Genomic DNA, 19,079 nt, shown 5'->3' with positions numbered 1-19,079 from the left:
TCAAACCGCCCATCCATAATGGAGTGCGGCGATACCACCTGAAAAGTTGGTCACGGACACAGCCGAGAAACCGGCTGTGTCCAATTCTTTTCTGAACTCTTCCTGCTTTGGAAAGCGGCGGATGGACTCAACCAGATACTGGTAGGACTCCCGATCGCTCGCGACGACTTCGCCAAGCTTCGGAATGACGCTGAAACTGTAGGCGTCATACATCTTCTGCAGCGATGGCGCGGTCATGTGGCTGAACTCCAGCACGGCGAGACGCCCACCCGGTTTCAGGACGCGGCGAAACTCCGACAGCGCAGCTGCCCGGTCAGCAACATTGCGGATCCCAAAAGCGATGGTCAGCGCGTCAAAACTGCGTGCCTCGAATGGCAGCGCCTGCGCGTCGCCGCACACCCAGTCGAGGCGATCGTGATAAGCCGCCATATCGCGGCGCGCCCGGCCGGCATTCAGCATGGCTTCATTGATATCGCAGACGATTGCGCTGGCTTGCGCGTCATTCTGGCGACGACGCCCCGCCTTGTCGGCGCGGTCGACAAAGGCCTTTGCGAGATCGCCGGTCCCACCCGCCACATCGAGCAGCTTCTCACCCGGCTGCGGGTTCAGCTTGGCAATCGTGTCATGCTTCCATAGCCGGTGCACGCCCGCTGACATGAGGTCATTCATCACGTCATAGCGGCTTGCGACCGACGCGAAGACGCCTTTCACGCGCGAGACTTTTTCCTCGGGCGAGACCTCTTCAAAGCCGAAGCTTACCGTCTTGTCTGTCTTCAAATCATCTGTCATGCGCGGCGACCATAGTTGCAGCATCCCTGAAACGCTATATCGGCTTTCCATGCCTGAATTGCCCGAAGTAGAGACAGTTCGCCGCGGCCTTGCCCCCGTCATGGATGGCAGGCGCATCATCACGTCAGAGCTCCGCCGCCCTGACCTGCGCTTCCCGTTTGCGAGCGACTTTATCGAGCGCACGCAAGGTAAGCGGATCGAGCGGCTGGGACGGCGCGCCAAATACCTGGTGGCAGAGCTGGAGACAGGCGACGCACTGATCATGCACCTTGGCATGTCAGGCCGTTTCACGATCACGGGTGCAGGCTGCCCGGGCAGCTTCCATCACGAGATTACGCCAGACGCCAAGCACGACCATGTCGTCTTCCAGATGGAGGGCGGCGAGACGGTTACCTACAATGATCCGCGCCGCTTTGGCTTCATGGAGCTTTGGCCGCTCTCGCAGCTCGATGTCTATCCACGCCTTGCCGGGTTTGGGCCTGAGCCGCTCTCCAATGGCTTTTCACATGCCTGGCTGAGCGAGGCGCTGAAGAACAAGTCCGGGCCGATCAAGTCTGTCCTGCTGGATCAGCGCGTGATTGCGGGGCTTGGGAATATCTATGTCTGCGAGGCACTCTGGCGGGCAGGCATCAGCCCCCGGCGCAAGGCGTCGACCGTCTCGGGCGTGCGTGGCGGGCGGCTCGCCATCGCCATCAATGACGTCATCCGCGAAGCCATCGCCGCAGGCGGGTCATCCATTTCTGACTTCAAGGCGGCCAGCGGAGAGCTTGGCTATTTCCAGCACACTTTCGCCGTCTATGACCGCGAGGGTGAGCCCTGCAAGAATTGCGACGCCCCGATCAGACGGATCGTCCAGTCGGGGCGTTCAAGCTTCTATTGTGGCCACTGCCAGCGCTAGGCGCAGCGACTAGCCAAGGGCGAGTTCGTATATCTTTTCGTAATCGGCCTGCGTGGCCGTCTTCGCATTGCCGCGGTGGGCAAGGTCAGCCAGCGCATACTCGACGACACCCGGGCCATCGGACGCATCAAGGCCAATTTCCTTCAGCGTCGACGGAATGCCGATATCCTCGTTCAGCTTCTCAATGGCCTCGGCGAGGTCAGCGCCTGGCTTGAGCCCCATCGCAAAGCGCAGGCGCTCATACTTGCCGTCGGCCGAGCCGTTATTGAAGCGCAAGAGGTGCGGCAGGAAGATCGCGTTCAGCGTACCATGGTGCAGCTTCTTCTCATGCAGGCGCCCAGCGGCATGCGACAGAGCGTGCACAGAGCCAAGGCCCTTCACGAAGGCAAGCGCGCCTTCATAGGACGCCATCATCATGTGCCAGCGTGCTTCCTTGTCAGAGCCGTCCTGCACCGCGCGGCGCAACCAGCCATCACCGACAGCGCGCGTCAGGCCATCATAACCGATGCCTTCAGCTGGCGGGTTTGAGGCTGGCACGAGGATCGCCTCAATGCAGTGCGTGACAGCGTCCATGCCGGTCGCAGCCGTCATCATCTTCGGCAGGCCAAGCGTCAGATCCGGGTCACAGATCGCGACAGGTGGAATGAGGTTCGGCGAGGCGAAGGTTTCCTTGCGGCCATTATTCAACGTCGTGATCATGCCGACGGAAACCTCTGAGCCGGTGCCTGCCGTCGTCGGAATGGCGATCAGCGGATCAAGCTTGCCGATATGTTTCGACCCACCCGACATCGCAGCATACTTCTCTAGCGGGCCGCCATGCGCCGCCAGCAGGCCAACCGCCTTGGAGAGGTCCATGGAAGAGCCGCCGCCAAGCGCGATGATGCCATCCGCGCCAGCCGACTTGTAAAGCTCAGTGACCTCAATGGCCTGATTTTCAGTCGGGTTCGCGACCGTGTCGGAGAAGATACCGCCCGGCTCAGTGCCAAGTGCGCCGAGCACCGTATCCAGCAGGCCAGCCGCCTTGATACCCGGATCAGTGATGATGAACGGCTTCGAAACGCCATGGCCCTTCAGGACGCCGGGGAGCTTCTGGATCGCCCCATGGTCGAAAATACAGGTGTTCAGGAATGTCATTACGGGCATGGCGTTTTCTCCGGAGTTTCTTGTCCTGGTATGGTCCCGGCCACTGGTAGGACGGACCGGCGCGGTCACGCAAGCAGAAGTCTCGCGGCAATCTGCCCCTGCGCCGCGCTTTTGCGCCCGGAACACGCCCGCCAACTGGTGCAACCTGTTGACTTGGACCCGCCTGTCGGGCCCGTTGAGAAACGAAGACGCCTGCCACCCGAAGGATTGCCCCCCACGTGACCAACCCCATCCTTTCCGTTCGCGACCTGAAAATCGATTTCGACACGCCGGATGGCACTGTTCATGCCGTGAAAGGCACCAGTTTCGATGTCGCGCCGGGCGAATGTCTCGGCATTGTCGGTGAGTCCGGCTCCGGTAAAAGCCAGTCCGCCCTCGCTGCCATGGGCCTGATCGCAGATAACGGCACCGTCACCGGTTCGATCAACTTTCAGGGTACGGAAATGGTCGGCGCGAAGGCGAAGACCCTGCGCAAGATCCGCGGCGCGCAGATGTCAATGATCTTCCAGGATCCGCTGACTTCGCTCACCCCGCACCTCACCGTGGGCGCACAGATGCGCGAAGTGCTGGCCCTGCACATGAACATGAAGGGTGAAGAAGCCACAAAGCGCTGTGTCGAATGGCTGGAGCAGGTCCGCATCCCTGAAGCCCGCCGCCGCCTCGACCAGTTCCCGCATGAGCTTTCCGGCGGCATGCGCCAGCGCGTAATGGTCGCCATCGCCATGCTGTGCAATCCAAAGCTCCTGCTCGCAGACGAGCCGACCACCGCGCTCGACGTGACGGTGCAGGCGCAGGTGCTCGACCTGATGTACGACCTGAAGAAGGACACCGGCACAGGCATCGTGCTCATCACCCACGATATGGGCGTCGTTGCCCGCATGTGTGACCGCGTCATCGTCATGCGCCACGGCGAAATCGTTGAGACCGGCACCAGCGACGACATCTTCTACAAGCCGCAGCACGAATACACGAAGATGCTGCTCAACGCCGTGCCCCGCATCGACCAGCCAAACCGCGAAGGTCGCCCGAAACTCGGTGAGCCACCTGCACAGACTGAAGAGCCGATCGTGAAAGCGCGCGACCTGAAGGTCCAATTCCCGGTCAATGTTGGCGGTGGCCTCTTCGGCAAGACGAAGATGCTGAAAGCTGTCGACGGGGTCTCGTTCGACCTGCATGCCGGCGAAACGCTCGGCGTGGTCGGCGAGTCCGGTTGCGGCAAGTCTACCCTTGCCCGCGCTGTCCTGAAACTCGTGCCGCAGTCTGCCGGAACGGTCGCCTGGATGGGCCGCGACATCACTCAGGCTGGCCGCAAGGAAATGAACGCCTTGCGCGAAGACCTGCAGATCGTCTTCCAGGACCCGCTCGCCTCGCTCGACCCGCGCATGACGATTGGTCAGTCCATCGCTGAGCCGCTGACCGTTCACAAGCCGCAGCTGTCAAAGGCAGAGCGCGAGAAGATGGTGCGTGAGTTCCTGCCCCGCGTCGGGCTGGAGCCCCATCTCATCAACCGCTACCCGCATGAGCTGTCCGGCGGCCAGAACCAGCGCGTCGGCATTGCCCGCGCCATGATCCTGCGTCCAAAGCTGCTCATCTGCGACGAGGCTGTGTCTGCACTCGATGTGTCGGTACAGGCGCAGGTCGTCGACCTGCTCATCGATCTCCAGAAGGAGTTCGGCCTCGCCATGATCTTCATCAGTCATGACCTCTCGGTCGTGCGTGAGATCAGCCACCGCGTCATGGTGCTCTATCTCGGCAAGGTGGTCGAAGTTGCGGGCCGCACGGCGATCTATGAAGACGCGCGCCACCCCTACACCAAGGCGCTTATCTCAGCCGTGCCGACGCCTGACCCTGAGTTTGAGCGCAGCAAGGAGCGCATCAAGCTGCGCGGAGACCTGCCATCACCGCTAGATAGCCGTGCGCCTCTGCGCTTTATGAAGTCGGCCCTGATCGATGATCCGGATGCGGACCAGTACAACCCGCAGCTCATCGAAGTCGCGCCGGGCCACCTGGTGGCAGAGCACGACCCCTATCAGGGCGTTGAAGGGCTCTACGCGAAGAAGACTGAAGCGGCCTGAGCCGAACGATCAGGCTGCGCCGCGCGTCTTGTCTTCGATGATTTCCTTGAGGGAGGCCGGCATCGGCAGCGGACGGCTGATGAGGAAGCCCTGAAACTCATGACAGTTTGCTTCCAGCAGACGCAGCGCTTGCGCTTCTGTCTCGACACCTTCGGCGACGACCGGGATGGACAGGCTATGGCCCAGTCGCAGGATCGCATCGACAATGGCGAAGGATTTCGGGTCAGTTTCCATGGCCAGCACGAATGACTTATCGATCTTGATACGGTCGAACGGCAATTGCTGCACGAACCGCATGGATGAGTAACCCGTCCCGAAATCATCGAGTGCGATCTGGACGCCAAGCTTCTTGAATTTCTCCAGCAGGTTTGCCGCAACCTGCACATTGTGGATGATTGCCGTCTCGGTGATTTCAAGCTCGAGCCGGTTCGGCGTAAGACCGGTCCGGCGCAGCGCCTCACGCACATCCCCATAGAGTTTCGGATCGAGGAACTGGCGCGCTGACAGGTTCACCGACACGCCGACATGCGACTCCCAGCGCGAAGCTGCTTCACACGCTTCGCGGATGCACCAGCGACCGATCTCGGTCACGATCATGCTCTGTTCGGCGATCTCGATAAAATCATTCGGCATGACGAGGCCGTGGCCCGGGCGTTCCCAGCGGATCAATGCTTCGTACGACAGTACCTTCCGCGTCTGCGCGCAGACCTTGGGCTGGTAGTGAAGGACAAACTCGTCATTCTCGACGGCGCGAGAGAGCGCGATTTCGACATCGCGGCGCGCTTCGAAGCGCTCGTGCAGCTCGCTATCGTAAAGCCGGGCACGGCCGCGGCCGTCTGATTTGGCGGCGTAAAGCGCGCGGTCAGCCGTCTTGAGCAATTCGCCAGCGTCATCAGTCTGCTCGGTGATACGGGTTGCGCCGGCACTCGCGCCGCACCGGATGGCAATCTCATCATGCTGAATAGGCAGGGAAAGCGCGCGCACGCATTCGCTCGCGAACTCAAAAATTCGGTCCGCTGGCAGGGTCGGCCCCGTCAGCAAGGCAAATTCATCCCCGCCAAGACGAGCTGCAAGACCGCCTTTCGGCGCGAGGGCTTTCAGCCTTTTCGCCGTTTCGACAATCACAGTGTCGCCGGCCCCATGGCCGAACTGGTCATTCACATCTTTGAATTCATCCAGATCGAACAGGATGACAGCGGTATGTTCGCCGCCGCCGCGCGCCAGGCTGGCAAGCAGTTCGCGCTGGAAGGATTCACGGTTGGCAAGACCGCTCAGCTGGTCATTGAAGGCCAGTTCGCGGATCTCCGCTTCCCGGCGCAGGCGTTCACGCAGGTCGCGGATCGAGTAGATCGTCGCACCTGCTGCATTGGCGTCTGTGCCGCTATCCAGCTTCCTCGTTCGAACTTCGACAGGAATAGACACACCATCAGTGCTGACGATCTCAGTCTCGCGATAGCTTTCAGCGTTCGAGGCGAGGCCAGTCATACTCAGGATCGGGAGCACCTCGGCGCCAACCAGGAAGCTGCGGTCAGCGCCCAGCATATCCTCGGCAGCGCGGTTCACTTCGACAATCTGGCCCTTCGCATCAGCGATCACGATGCCTTCAGACGCAGAATTTGCGAGCATGGAAATCCGGCGCGACTCCCGGTTTCGCAGGCCAGCAATCGTCCTGTCGAAGCCTGCCGCCATCATGGCGAAGACGAGAATGGCGACGACGCCAAAAACGATCGCCAGCGCCAGTTCGCCAGGCGCAAGAGACCAGGAGACTTCCTGCAGGCCGCGTATCGGATACACGGTCATGCCTGCCATTCCGACGAAATGCACCGACGCGACGGCGAGTAGCGTAGACACGACGCCGAGCACATTGCGCCATTTCTTGTGTTCGCTGATCCCGTATGAGTAAGCGATGGAGAAAAACAGGCCACAAAGCGCCACAGCAGCGGCGACGTACCCGGCATCATATTCAAATAGCGCCGACGCCTTGAGAGAGCTCTGACCGTAGAAGTGCATGATTGCCAGTGTGGCCGTCGCCATGAAACCGCTCAGAGCGCGGCGGATCGGGTCCAGGGAAGTAATGAGAAGCTGCGATGTCGCGACAAAACCCGACACGGCCACAAGCGCAGAGACGATTGTCACCACACCGTCAAAGGCGACCTCGAAACCGGGGCGGTATCCAAGCATCGCAACGAAGTGTGTTCCCCACACGCCCAGCCCGGTCACAACACCTGACGCCGCGGCCCACAGGCGCCGCGTCGATTGTTTTTCGCTCTCCATGCCGCGATGAAACACTATCAGCGCGCAGACAGCCGCCATCGTGCAGACAAGCACGGCCATCACGACATAGAAGAATGCATGGTCATCCTGAAGGCAGGAAAGGACACGGTACATGAGGTCACCCGAATATAATTGCAGGCAGCCTTAGTCGGTGAGTCCTAACCGTTCGTGCATATTCTCTATATTATCAAGAATATTGTATTCGTTCCGTCAGGGACGAGTTAGTCTACGAACCCGCAGCGATGGAATGGATCGCCTTCAGTTTCGACAGGAGAGTTTCGGCCTCGGCCAGATCCAGACAGCTGGGCCCGTCGCAGAGCGCCTTGTCAGGGTCTTCGTGAAACTCGAGGAAGACACCGTCCGCACCCGCTGCAATGGCAGACTGCGCAATGATCGCGACGCCTTCGCGGCGTCCACCGGTTGACCCGCCAGATGTACGTGGATCAGCCCCCGGCAGTTGAACAGCATGGGTCGCATCAATCGTGACTGGCACACCCAGCGCCTTCATCGCCGGAATGCCCAGCATGTCGACGACAAGGTTATTGTAGCCAAAGCTAGATCCGCGCTCACACAGAATGGTTGGATTGCGGGCCTCACCCGTCACTTCGCCGATCTTGGTAATGATGTTCTTGCAGTCCCATGGCGCCAGGAATTGCGCCTTCTTCACGTGCAGCCAGCCGCCGCTTGCCATCACCGCTTCTGCGCCAGCAACGACGAGGTCGGTCTGACGGCAGAGGAAAGCCGGGATCTGGATAATCTCAGCGACCTCTGCCACGGGGGCGGCCTGCTCTGGCGTATGGTAATCAGTGACAACCGGGACGCCGAAAGCCTCTTTCACGTCGGACAGGATGCGCAGGCCTTCATCGAGGCCCGGCCCACGATAGGACTTGATGGAAGAGCGGTTCGCCTTGTCGAAGCTCGCCTTGAAGACGTAGGGAAGCTCCAGCCGCTCACAGACGGTCTTCAGATGCTCGCAGATCCGCATCGCCAGATCCCGGCTCTCGAGAACATTCATGCCAGCCATGACGGTAAGAGGGTGGCCCTCTCCAATGGTTATGTCATGACCCGGAAGGGAAAGCGTTTTCATTCTGGCGCTCCTCACTCTGTCTGCGCTCGCGCTTAAACAAACGGGAATTTACAGGCAAGTACACACAGCGGCTCTGGCAGCTTGCGCGGCCAAAGTCCCCTCAATAGGGTGCGCCGCGTTTGACACTGGACATTACGCCATGAGCAAGAAACTTCCGATCAGCCTCGACGATGTACGCGACGCCGCCCGCGTCCTTGAAGGACAGATTGAGCGCACCCCCATGCGTCTGTCGAAAACGCTCAGCGCGATTACGGGCGCGGAAGTCTGGGTGAAGTTTGAGAACCAGCAATTCACCGCCGCCTTCAAGGAGCGCGGCGCGCTCAACAAGCTCGCCCGTCTCAGCGAAGAGGAAAAGCAGGCCGGCGTGATCGCCGCATCTGCTGGCAACCATGCACAGGGCGTCGCTTATCATGGCCGCCGCCTTGGCATCCCCGTCACCATTGCGATGCCGACGACCACCCCCTTCAACAAGGTCCAGCATACCCGCGACTTTGGCGCCCGCGTCCTGCTCGAGGGCCAGACTTTCGACGAAGCAAAAGCCTTTGCCGAAACGGTCCGTGAACGCGAAGGGCTGACCTGGATTCATCCCTTCGATGATCCGCTTATCATGGCGGGCCAGGGCACAGCTGCACTTGAAATGCTTGAAGATGGTCCGGACTTTGATGTGCTCGTCGTGCCGATCGGCGGCGGCGGCCTGATCTCCGGCATGGCGACCGTCTCCAAGGCGCTGACACCAGACACCAGGATCGTCGGCGTCCAGGCGTCCATGTACCCCAGCATGCTGGCTGCCATTCAGGGCCGCGAAGCCAAGACAGGCGGCGCGTCCATTGCTGAAGGCATCTCGGTCAAGACGCCCGGCAACCTCACAAAAGAGGTCGTCGAAGCGCTGGTGGATGAAATCCTCCTCGTTGAGGAAGCGCATATCGAACGTGCCATCACCCTGTTTGCCGATGTCGAGAAGACGATCGCCGAAGGCGCGGGCGCCGCAGGCCTCGCCGCGCTGCTGGCCCACCCTGAAAAGTTCGCTGGCCGCAAGGTCGGCCTCATTCTCTGCGGCGGTAATATCGATACGCGGCTCCTCGCCTCCGTGCTGACGCGGGCGCTTGTGCGTGAAAAGCGCCTCGCGCGTATCCGCATCATCGGGGATGACCGCCCGGGCCTTCTGGCGCTTGTCTCCAAGATCATCGGCGACAATGGCGCGAACATCATGGAAGTCTCGCACAATCGGATCGCGCTCGATGTGCCAGCCAAGGGCGCAGAGTTCGATATCCTGATGGAAACGCGCGATGCCCAGCACACGCAGGACATTATCGACGCGCTTGACCGGGCAGGTTATCCGCCCCGTTCCAGCTAAAGCGTTTCCGACTCCGGCGGAAACGCGGAGGCGAGCAAGGCGAGCCCGGCGCGAATGCGCCGCCCCCGCGGAGCCGCCCGCGTCAGCGGGCTGGCGTGAGCGCAAACAAACCGACGACCGATTTCGCTGAAAGCGAAACCGGTCCAGGCGAACGCTCCATCAAGCCGCAGGTGACAGGCAGGCAAAGCTTGCCTAAGTTCCTCAACTCAAACAGATAAAAGCCTCTGACGGAGACTGCCCATATGTTGAAACCTCTCTCTGGCCTCGTTTGCGCGGTCCTTCTGACCGCCTGCAATGCACAGGAGCAGAGCTTTGATGAGTTCTTCCCATGGGACCCAGAGGCAGAAAACGTTCAGGAAACCGAGTCCGGGCTTCAATATGTGGTCGTCCGTGAGGGGCCTGAAGACGGCGCTTCGCCGACCATCAGCTCGACCGTTCAGGTGTTCTATGAGGGCCGCCTGACTGACGGCACGACCTTCGACGGTAATTTTGATGAAGGCCGCCCTGCCATTTTTGGCGTGGGTCAGGTCATCCCCGGCTGGACGCAGGGTCTGCAGCTGATGTCGGAAGGCGACGAATACGTCTTCTACATCCCGGCCGAGCTCGCCTATGGCCAGACGCCGCGTCCAAACAGCATCATAAAGCCGGGCGACGACCTCATCTTCCGCGTTTCGCTGGAGCAGGTCTTCGCGCCGACCCCCGCCGATGAAGAAGCCTGGAGCACCTACACACCGTGGGACTCATCTAACGAAGCGGTGCAGTCGACCGGTTCCGGCCTCGAATACGTTGTTCTCGAAAGCGGCGCCGAGAATGGCGTCAGTCCGGAGCCGAATGATACGGTCGTCGTCCTTTACGAAGGCCGGTTTGCTGAAAGCGGCGAAGTGTTCGACAGCGCCTATCAGCGCGGCCAGCCCATCATGTTCCAGGCGAATGGCGTCATTCCCGGCTGGCAGGAAGCGCTATCCCTGATGAAGCCGGGCGATCGCTGGCTGATCCATGTGCCTTCGGACCTCGCCTATGGTGAGCGCGGCTATCCCGGCGCGATCCCATCAAATTCCGACCTCAACTTTGAGGTCAACCTGATTGATGTTCTGCCAACGGAATAAATCTTGCTAGGCAGACTGCGGATAGACTTGGAGGGGGGCGTCACAATGGCTCAACCGCAACGCAAGCATGGGCAGTTTGCCAGAGTTCTCACCGGACTCGCGGCCGCAGCCTTTGTACTGACCGCCTGTGAGACCGCCGCCCCGGCGTCCCAGACTGATACACCTATGGCCGCAGCGGCTGACAGCGAAGCGGCTCTTGCCGCAAAGCGCGCCGCCAAGGCCAGCGCGCCCTGCCCTGATTTTGGTCGCGGCTCCGGCACCTTCCAGCCGCCCTTCCCGACCAATTGCGCAGGCCTGCAGACCACTGAAGAAGGCCTTCGCTGGATCGAGATCGCACAGGGCCCCGAAGATCGTGAGCCCCCTCTCGATGGCGCAACGGTCATCGTCGCCTATGAAGGCTATCTCGAAGAGACCGGCGCCAAGTTCGACAGCTCCTATGATCGCGGTGAAGCGGCAATCTTCGTGATCGACCAGGTCATTGCAGGCTGGACCGAAATCCTGAAGCGCATGACGCCCGGCGATGAGTGGATGACCTACATCCCGGCAGAACTTGCCTATGGCGGCGCGTCACCAAGCGCGGCCATCCCGCCAAATTCCGACCTCGTCTTCAAGATCCGCCTCGACGGCTTCCTGAACGCCGAGGAAGTCGCAAGCCTCCCACCGCCATCAGGCGTGTCGGCGGCCGTCTGGGAAGACTTCCTGCCTTGGGACCGCTCGCGCGAAGGCATTCAGCGCCAGCCATCGGGCCTCACCTATTTCCAGATCGAGGATGGCGAAAGCGACGGGCCGAACCCGCGCGCTGACGACCTCGTCGCCATCGACTATGAAGCCCGCCTTGCAGAAAACGGCGCCCTCGTCGCCTCGACCTGGGGCCGTCAAACGCCGCTCGTCGTTCGCGCAGGCGACCTCATCCCGGGCTTTGCACAGCTTCTCAGCCTGATGAAGGAAGGCGACGTCCTGATCGGTCACCTCCCGCCGCCGCTCGCCTATGGCGATGCTGGCCTTGATGACCTCGTGCCGCCAGACGCGTCGCTGGTCTATGTGGTCAATCTGATCGAGATCAATCCGGAAGTCTCTCAGCCGACGCGCTGATATCTTCCAGAACCAGAATTGAAAAAGGCGGGCCCTACGGGTCCGCCTTTTGTCATTCCAACAGCCGGCGCCTAAACCTCAGGCCTTCGCCAGTTCCTTGACCGACTGGACTGTGTGCATATCGCAGACAAGCATCTCGCCGCCCGCTGCAACAATCACCGTATTCTCGCGGCCAGCCACCGAAATCGAGGTATCCGCCGCGCGGATATAGCAGTTCTTGCAGTCGATGGCCCTGACATTGCCGATAAGAACATTGCCATTCTCATCCTTCTCCGAGCGCTCCCACAGCGCCTGGAAGTCGCCAATATCGCTCCACCCCATATCGACGGGCACGACTTTCAGATCGTCATGATGCTCGATGATGGCATAGTCGATCGACTGAGAGCGGCAGGCCTCGAAGGCGGCCGTATCAAAGCTTGCGGCCGTGCCCTGCCTCGATTTCGGCATGGCGGCGCTGACCGCCTCGAGAATGTCCGGCGCGTGCGCCTTGAACGCTTCGATCATGTCACCTGCACGGAACAGGAAGATACCGGCATTCCAGAAGAAATTTCCGGAAGCAATATAGGATTTAGCCGTCTCAAGGTCCGGCTTCTCAACGAAGCGAACCACATCGATAACCTCGCCGGACTTACTGGCTGCTTCGATATAGCCATAGCCGGTCGCAGGCGTTTCCGCGATAATCCCGAAGGTCACGACACTGCCCGCCATAGCGGCTTTCGCACCGGCAAGGATTGCGCGATGAAATGCGCCGAGATCTGCAATGTCATGATCGGCGGGCAGGATGAGGACGAGATCATCGGCATCTGCTGAAAGTGCCGCTGCTGCCACGGGCGCAGCTGAGTTCTTCCCGACAGGCTCCATCAGGATGTCGGCGTTGCCAGCAAGACCGCCCATCAGCTGCCCATGACGCTCTGCCCCGATCACCATGGGCTGGCTGAAGGACAGGCCGTCGACAGGGTTCCCCTGAACCCGCGCCAGCGTGACTTCCAGCATTGATGAGGCACCGAGCAGGTTGAGAAACTGCTTTGGATGTTGCGGCGTCGACAGCGGCCACAGCCGCGTCCCATTCCCCCCGCACAACACCACCGGTTTGATAGAGATCGTCATCTACGCTTTTCCCTCCACAAGCATCCCAAGCCTTTAGGCGTGACACACCCCAGATTGCAACCAGCGATGGCTTGACCTTCGCTGCGGTGAAGGCAATCAAGCGCCATGCCAATCACGTCTGTCGAGACTTTTTCCATATCCGGGCCAGCGCTGCTTAGCCTGAAACGCGCAGGCGATGAGCGCGGCTGGTTCTGCGAAACATGGAATGCCCGCGACTGGAAAGAAGCGGGCCTGCCGCAGGAAAACTGGGTTCAGGACAATTATGCCTTCTCCGCCGAGATCGGCACGACGCGCGGGCTGCATTTTCAGGCCCCTCCCCATGCGCAGGCCAAGCTAATCCAGGTCGTTCGCGGCAGGATCTTCGACGCGATCGTCGACATCCGCACTGGCTCGCCCACCTACGGCCAATCGGTGTGCCTGGTGTTGAACAGTGACCAGCCGCAAGTCTTCTACATCCCGGCTGGTTTCGCCCATGGCTACCAGACGCTCGATCCTGATACGCTCGTCTACTACAAGGTTACCGATCACTACGCACCGGAGACCGAGGGCGGCCTCCTCTGGAACGGAGAACGCTCAGCCATCGACTGGCCGATCAGAGAACACGTCACCCTCTCGAAGCGCGACCATGACTGGCCAGACCTCGGCGCGCTGAAATCCCCATTCACGCAAGCAGACTGATGGACGCGAACGCCATCCTCGTCACGGGCGGCTCAGGGCGGCTGGGCCGGGCGCTTGGCCGCCTCGGCTGCAGTGCGCCGGGCCGAGAATTGCTCGACATAACGAACCAGGTCTCGATCGCACAGGCCATTCGAGAAGCGCGTCCCGTGCTCGTCATCAATGCGGCGGCCTATACCAATGTCGACGGTGCAGAGGCTGAGGCTGATCGCGCCCACGAGATCAATGCGACAGGTGCTGGCCTCATCGCTGAGGTCTGCGCCGAAGAAGACATCCCCCTCATCCACATCTCGACGGACATGGTGTTCAGCGAAGGCGATCCCGGTCAGCCCGTGACCGAACAGGCAAAGCCTGCGCCCAACTCTGTCTACGGACAAAGCAAGCTCGATGGGGAACTCGCGGTCCGCGCAGCAGGCGGACGCCACTCTATCGCGCGCGTCAGCTGGCTCTTCTCTGGCGAAGGCGAAAACTTCATCACCAAGATCCTCGCCGTCGCCGCGCAACGCGATCATCTTCGGCTCGTCGATGATGAATATGGCCGTCCGACCCATGTTGATGCGCTGGCCGCCCACCTCCTGAAGCTGAGCGATCTGATGGTCGCGAACGAGAATGTGCCGCCACTCCTCCACCTTGGCCCGCCCGATCCTGTCAGCCGCTACGGATGGGCCCGCGAGATATTCGACGTGTCTGATGAATACGGCGGCCCAGCGCCTGAGATGACGCCCGTACCCGGCAGCACCTTTCCGACCCCGGCAGAACGGGCGAGAGGTCTGGTGCTGGACGTCACTCTTGCCGACGGCCTGCTCGGCCCCATGCCCGAATGGCAACCGATGAGCGCCAGCGTCGTGCGAAATTTTCTCGGAACAGCCTAGTGCCTAGCCCTTCTGGGTAAGCAGCTTGCGCAGATAGGCGGCATATTCAGACTTGCCGTAGAAGTCCGCATTCTTCTCCAGCTCAGCCCGCGTGATGAAGCCGCGGTGCAAGGCGATCTCTTCAGGACAGCAAACCTTCATGCCCTGCCGCTTCTCGATGGCCGCCACAAATTGGCTCGCATCCAGCAGACTGTCAGGCGTGCCCGTATCGAGCCAGGCAAAGCCGCGTCCCAGCGGCTGAACGGACAGTTTGCCCTCTTCCATATAGGTCCGGTTGAGGTCGGTGATCTCGAGCTCGCCGCGCTTCGATGGCTTCAGGGCCTTGGCCCGCTCGCACACGCTGGCGTCATAGAAATAAAGGCCGGTGACCGCATGGTTCGACTTTGGCTGCTCCGGCTTCTCTTCAATGGACACAGCGCGGCCGTCAGCGCCAAATTCGACAACGCCATAGCGTTCCGGATCACTGACCGGATAGGAGAAGACCGTCGCGCCATCGGAAATCGCCGCCGCCTTGAGCAGAAGGCCGCCAAGGCCGCCACCATAGAAGATGTTATCACCCAGAACGAGGGCGCACGGCTCACCATCAATGATGTCTTCGGCGATCGTGAAGGCCTGTGCGATGCCTTTCGGTTCTGGCTGGACGCGGAAGGTAAAGTTGACGCCAAAGCGGCTTCCATCACCCAGCAGCCGCTCGAAGGCGGGCTGGTCATGCGGTGTCGTGATGATGATGATGTCCTTGATCCCAGCCAGCATGAGGACGCTGATTGGGTAGAAGACCATTGGTTTGTCGAACACAGGCAGCAGCTGTTTAGAGGCTGCCATCGTCATCGGGAACAGGCGAGACCCGGTGCCCCCGGCCAGAACGATGCCCTTCATACCAATTCCCCTGCTCTACCAATCATCTGTGGCCGCACTGGCCTCGACTTGAGGGGCGTTCTATGACATCGGGCGTTGAGCATCGTCAAGCTGGCCACCGGGCGCCAGCCCTGCGCGATGAGGATAGACTGCACACGGACGCGACATGAACTTTCTCGTAACGGGCGGCGCTGGCTTTATTGGTTCAGCTGTCTGCCGGCATCTGGCTGGCGACCTCGGTCACGATGTGACCAATCTGGACAAGCTCACCTATGCCGCGAATCTCAGCTCGCTGAAGACAATCGAGGACCTCGAAAACTACCGCTTCGTTCAGGGCGACATCTGCGACGAGGCGCTCGTCTACCGTTTGCTGGTCGAGAACAGGATTGATGCGGTCCTTCACCTTGCCGCCGAAAGCCATGTCGACCGCTCGATCACAGGGCCGGGTGAGTTCATCCAGACCAATATTGTCGGCACCAGCACCATGCTGCAAGCGGCGCGTCGCTATTGGGACGAAGACCTGGACAAGTCAGACAGCTTCCGCTTCGTCCATGTGTCGACCGATGAAGTCTATGGCGACCTGCCGCTCGATTCGGGCATCTTTACCGAAGACTCCCGCTACGAGCCGTCCTCGCCCTATGCGGCTTCGAAAGCCTCATCCGATCACCTCGCCCGCGCCTGGGGCCGCACCTATGGCCTGCCGGTCATCGTGACGAACTGCTCGAACAATTACGGGCCCTACCACTTTCCTGAAAAGCTGATCCCGCTTGTCGTCCTGAACGCGCTCGCGATGAAGCCGCTGCCCGTCTACGGCAAGGGCGAGAACGTCCGCGACTGGCTCTTCGTGGAAGATCACGCCAATGCGCTCGCCACCGTGGCACTGAAGGGCGCGCCGGGCGAGACCTATAATATCGGCAGCAATTCAGAACGCACGAACCTTCAGGTCGTCGAGGCAATCTGCGACCTCATCGATGCGCGCCGCCCCGCAGAAAAGCCGCGCCGCGACCTTATCGAATTTGTAACCGACCGCCCCGGCCACGATCTTCGCTACGCCATTGATGCCAGCAAGATTGAGAACGAGCTCGCTTGGAAATCCTCGGTCACATTTGAGGAAGGGCTAGCCCGAACCATCGACTGGTTCATCGAGAATGAGTGGTGGTGGAAGCCGCTGCAGGCCCGCTAGAGTGGCCTGTCAGTATCGCACACACAGCGTATGACTGCGCAAAGCTTGTTCACTCAATACACCTGAATAGCTAACACCCCTCGGGCACCGTCAATCACGGGTTGTCCTAGAAATGTAGGGAGTGCAGGTCAGTTTGGCGTATATTTTCTATCATATCCCCAAAACTGCGGGAACGAGCGTAAAGCGCGTTCTGAACAAATGGTTCGTGCTGGAAAGAGAGTTAGCCAGGCCGGTCAAATCCCGTCCTGGAACCGTATGCATGACCGGTCACTATGGCGGCAGGCTGGCTGGCACCAATGCCTCGCTGCTTTCCAGAGATTCCAGGGTCGTAGGCAATCCGGACGTCAAGGTCTTCACCTTCGTCAGAGACCCAGTCAGTCACTTCATCTCCTACTATTATCATCAAATGCGTCACAGCAATCTGACGCTGAGTCTCGCGGAATTTTCTCAACGCGCATTCGAATTCAGCCTGTCAAAGACGCTGAATATCAAACACGAGGAGGAGATTGAGGAGCGCCTGTCGAACTTCTTCTTTGTCGGCCTCACGGAGGATATTGAAAGCAGCATTGCGCTGCTGGCCGAACGCGTCGGCAAGCCGCCGCTAGCGGTTCCGAAAGAACGTGTTGGGATTCGCGACGAGCAGGTCACGACTTTGTCGGACGCTGAACTTGAAATGCTGGAAAAGAAGTTCGCGCTCGACAGGAAGATCTTTGACCGTGTGCGCAGATCTATATCCGGCGAAGCGCCACTTGTCTGGAAAGGTGCTGATCAATTCCGCGACATCGCCGCCAAGACTGCGAACCCGCCGACTTCCATCGGCAAGAAGGAAACCGCCGTTGCCTTCATTGATGAATTCTACGTGTCCGACGGAGCCAGCAATTTCAGCGGTCCCTTCGCTTGTGACAAACCCCTGCACTTGCACCTCACCTTTACAGTCCACGATGCGTCTCAACGCGTCCAGCCCGCCTTCAGAGTGTGCTGGAATGAGCAAACCGTCTTCACGGTCGGCTACACCCCTGGAGACGGGTCTGACAGATTTGCGGAAGGCACGCACACTGTCTCGGCGGTCATTCCACCGCATCTTCTGAACATCAGCCAGTACGAGCTGGAGGCATCGCTCTGCGATCCCGATCCGGTCCAGCGCTGGGATATTAGCGAGTCGCTGGTCACGGCAGAGATAGTTCCTCCATCTTCGGACCAGCCATCAGCCGCTGGTGACTGGAAGTCGCCCTTCCCGGGCCCGATCAGGCCTCTTCTGGCGTGGCAAAAGAGCGCCAAACCTCAATAAACATGCACTTTGTGGGTGAAGCAGTTGAGCCTGCGCGAGCCCTTCGCTAATGGACTTTGGGGCGGCGCACATTCTGTGCCCAAAAGTTTAGTTACGGGACTGACTCAATGACATCGAAAAACAAGACAGCGCTGGTCACTGGCGTGACGGGACAGGATGGGGCGTATCTGGTCGAACTCCTGCTGGAGAAGGGCTATACGGTCCATGGCGTGAAACGCCGGTCTTCCTCGTTCAACACCGGACGTATCGAGCATCTCTATCAGGACCCGCATGTCGATGACCCGCGCCTGATCCTCCACTATGGCGACATGACCGATTCGACGAACCTCATCCGGATCGTCCAGGAGTCCCAGCCAGACGAGATCTACAACCTCGCCGCACAGAGCCACGTCCAGGTCTCCTTCGAGACGCCTGAGTACACCGCGAACGCCGACGCCGTGGGCGCGCTTCGCCTGCTCGAGGCGATCCGTATCCTCGGCATGGAAGACAAGACCCGCTTCTACCAAGCGTCTACCTCGGAGCTTTATGGCCTCGTTCAGGAAGTGCCACAGAAGGAAACCACCCCCTTCTATCCGCGCAGCCCTTACGCTGCCGCCAAGCTCTACGCTTACTGGATCGTGGTGAACTACCGCGAAGCCTATGGCATGCACGCCTCCAACGGCATCCTCTTCAACCACGAGAGCCCGCTGCGCGGCGAGACCTTCGTGACCCGCAAGATCACGCGCGCGGCTGCCGCCATCAAGCTTGGCCGTCAGGAAAAGCTCTATCTCGGCAACCTCGACGCCCAGCGCGACTGGGGCCATGCCCGTGAATATGTCCGCGGCATGTGGCTCATGCTGCAGCAGGACAAGGCGGACGACTATGTTCTCGCCACCGGTGAGACGACCCATGTGCGCCAGTTCGTCGAGTGGGCCTTCGAAGATGTCGGCATCAAGCTCGAATGGAAGGGCAAGGGCGTCGACGAGAAAGGCTACTGCTCGGAGACCGGCAAATGCCTCGTCGAGGTCGATCCACGCTACTTCCGCCCGACCGAGGTTGAGCTCCTGCTCGGCGATCCGGCCAAGGCGAAGAAGCAGCTCGGCTGGAGCCACGAGACCTCACCGCGCGATCTCGCTCGTGAGATGGTCCAGTCGGACCTCAAAGTCATGCAGCGCGACCCGGTCTGGAAGGACGCCTGATCATGTATGACCTCGCTGGAAAACGGGTGTGGGTTGCCGGCCATCGCGGGATGGTCGGCGCCGCAACCGTGCGCCGTCTGGAGCAGGAAAACTGCGAGGTGAT

16 protein-coding genes and 1 pseudogene are annotated in these 19,079 nt (G+C 60.4%); 11 read left to right on the top strand and 6 right to left on the bottom strand.

The window, feature by feature from the left end:
* Positions 1-789: a bifunctional demethylmenaquinone methyltransferase/2-methoxy-6-polyprenyl-1,4-benzoquinol methylase UbiE gene (gene ubiE, locus D1222_RS12855; protein WP_233348752.1), complete on the bottom strand. Its 789-nt coding sequence runs from the start codon at positions 787-789 to the stop codon at positions 1-3.
* A gap of 49 nt (positions 790-838) precedes the next feature.
* On the opposite strand from ubiE, the gene mutM reads away from it, so the two are divergent.
* Complete coding sequence (gene mutM, locus D1222_RS12850; RefSeq protein WP_182481982.1) at positions 839-1,687, top strand: bifunctional DNA-formamidopyrimidine glycosylase/DNA-(apurinic or apyrimidinic site) lyase; 849 nt, start codon at positions 839-841, stop codon at positions 1,685-1,687.
* A 9-nt stretch (positions 1,688-1,696) separates the two neighbouring features.
* Here mutM and D1222_RS12845 read toward each other — a convergent pair whose 3' ends face one another.
* Positions 1,697-2,830, bottom strand: coding sequence for an iron-containing alcohol dehydrogenase (locus D1222_RS12845; RefSeq protein WP_233348750.1), 1,134 nt, complete (start codon positions 2,828-2,830; stop codon positions 1,697-1,699).
* A gap of 218 nt (positions 2,831-3,048) precedes the next feature.
* Here D1222_RS12845 and D1222_RS12840 point away from each other — a divergent pair, with 218 nt between their 5' ends.
* The gene (locus tag D1222_RS12840; protein ID WP_119454671.1) at positions 3,049-4,905 is read left to right on the top strand and encodes an ABC transporter ATP-binding protein; all 1,857 of its coding nucleotides are present in this window, start codon (positions 3,049-3,051) and stop codon (positions 4,903-4,905) included.
* Positions 4,906-4,914: 9 nt separating this feature from the next.
* Here D1222_RS12840 and D1222_RS12835 read toward each other — a convergent pair whose 3' ends face one another.
* Positions 4,915-7,293, bottom strand: coding sequence for an EAL domain-containing protein (locus tag D1222_RS12835; RefSeq protein WP_119454670.1), 2,379 nt, complete (start codon positions 7,291-7,293; stop codon positions 4,915-4,917).
* Positions 7,294-7,405: 112 nt separating this feature from the next.
* Positions 7,406-8,266 carry a 3-deoxy-8-phosphooctulonate synthase gene (kdsA, locus tag D1222_RS12830; protein ID WP_119454669.1) on the bottom strand — a complete coding sequence of 287 codons (861 nt, stop codon included), beginning with the start codon at positions 8,264-8,266 and terminating at the stop codon, positions 7,406-7,408.
* A 139-nt stretch (positions 8,267-8,405) separates the two neighbouring features.
* Between kdsA and D1222_RS12825 the strand changes: the two genes are divergently transcribed.
* From D1222_RS12825 to D1222_RS12815, 3 genes are all read left to right on the top strand, one after another.
* Positions 8,406-9,620: a threonine ammonia-lyase gene (locus tag D1222_RS12825; RefSeq protein ID WP_119454668.1), complete on the top strand. Its 1,215-nt coding sequence runs from the start codon at positions 8,406-8,408 to the stop codon at positions 9,618-9,620.
* 242 nt (positions 9,621-9,862) lie between these two features.
* Positions 9,863-10,726 carry an FKBP-type peptidyl-prolyl cis-trans isomerase gene (locus tag D1222_RS12820; RefSeq protein ID WP_119454667.1) on the top strand — a complete coding sequence of 288 codons (864 nt, stop codon included), beginning with the start codon at positions 9,863-9,865 and terminating at the stop codon, positions 10,724-10,726.
* 45 nt (positions 10,727-10,771) lie between these two features.
* On the top strand, positions 10,772-11,818 hold the full coding sequence (locus D1222_RS12815; RefSeq protein ID WP_119454666.1) for an FKBP-type peptidyl-prolyl cis-trans isomerase: 1,047 nt from the start codon (positions 10,772-10,774) through the stop codon (positions 11,816-11,818).
* Between the two features lie 78 nt (positions 11,819-11,896).
* Here the strand turns inward: D1222_RS12815 and D1222_RS12810 are convergent, their stop codons facing one another.
* Complete coding sequence (locus D1222_RS12810; protein ID WP_119454665.1) at positions 11,897-12,925, bottom strand: mannose-1-phosphate guanylyltransferase; 1,029 nt, start codon at positions 12,923-12,925, stop codon at positions 11,897-11,899.
* Positions 12,926-13,030: 105 nt separating this feature from the next.
* On the opposite strand from D1222_RS12810, the gene rfbC reads away from it, so the two are divergent.
* A complete protein-coding gene (gene rfbC, locus D1222_RS12805) occupies positions 13,031-13,603 on the top strand; it encodes a dTDP-4-dehydrorhamnose 3,5-epimerase (protein WP_119454664.1) in 573 nt (190 codons plus the stop codon).
* Entirely contained in the window at positions 13,603-14,472 is an 870-nt protein-coding gene (gene rfbD / locus D1222_RS12800) for a dTDP-4-dehydrorhamnose reductase (protein ID WP_119454663.1), read from the top strand. The genes rfbC and rfbD overlap by 1 nt, the downstream gene beginning before the upstream one ends.
* Before the next feature lie 3 nt (positions 14,473-14,475).
* Here the strand turns inward: rfbD and rfbA are convergent, their stop codons facing one another.
* Positions 14,476-15,348: a glucose-1-phosphate thymidylyltransferase RfbA gene (gene rfbA, locus D1222_RS12795; protein ID WP_119454662.1), complete on the bottom strand. Its 873-nt coding sequence runs from the start codon at positions 15,346-15,348 to the stop codon at positions 14,476-14,478.
* Between the two features lie 145 nt (positions 15,349-15,493).
* On the opposite strand from rfbA, the gene rfbB reads away from it, so the two are divergent.
* From rfbB to D1222_RS15990, 4 genes and pseudogenes are all read left to right on the top strand, one after another.
* The gene (rfbB, locus tag D1222_RS12790; protein ID WP_119454661.1) at positions 15,494-16,510 is read left to right on the top strand and encodes a dTDP-glucose 4,6-dehydratase; all 1,017 of its coding nucleotides are present in this window, start codon (positions 15,494-15,496) and stop codon (positions 16,508-16,510) included.
* Positions 16,511-16,643: 133 nt separating this feature from the next.
* Positions 16,644-17,798: a sulfotransferase family 2 domain-containing protein gene (locus D1222_RS12785; RefSeq protein ID WP_182481981.1), complete on the top strand. Its 1,155-nt coding sequence runs from the start codon at positions 16,644-16,646 to the stop codon at positions 17,796-17,798.
* Between the two features lie 107 nt (positions 17,799-17,905).
* Positions 17,906-18,976 (top strand): GDP-mannose 4,6-dehydratase, encoded by a 1,071-nt coding sequence (gmd, locus tag D1222_RS12780; protein ID WP_119453664.1) that lies wholly within the window; start codon positions 17,906-17,908, stop codon positions 18,974-18,976.
* Positions 18,976-19,079, top strand: a pseudogene (locus tag D1222_RS15990) (GDP-L-fucose synthase); the annotation flags it as partial. The gene gmd and the pseudogene D1222_RS15990, both read left to right, overlap by 1 nt.

This window comes from Henriciella algicola (assembly GCF_003576245.1).
In the GTDB taxonomy this organism is placed as follows: Bacteria; Pseudomonadota; Alphaproteobacteria; order Caulobacterales; family Hyphomonadaceae; genus Henriciella; species Henriciella algicola.
This window is presented reverse-complemented; position numbering and strand designations above follow the sequence as displayed.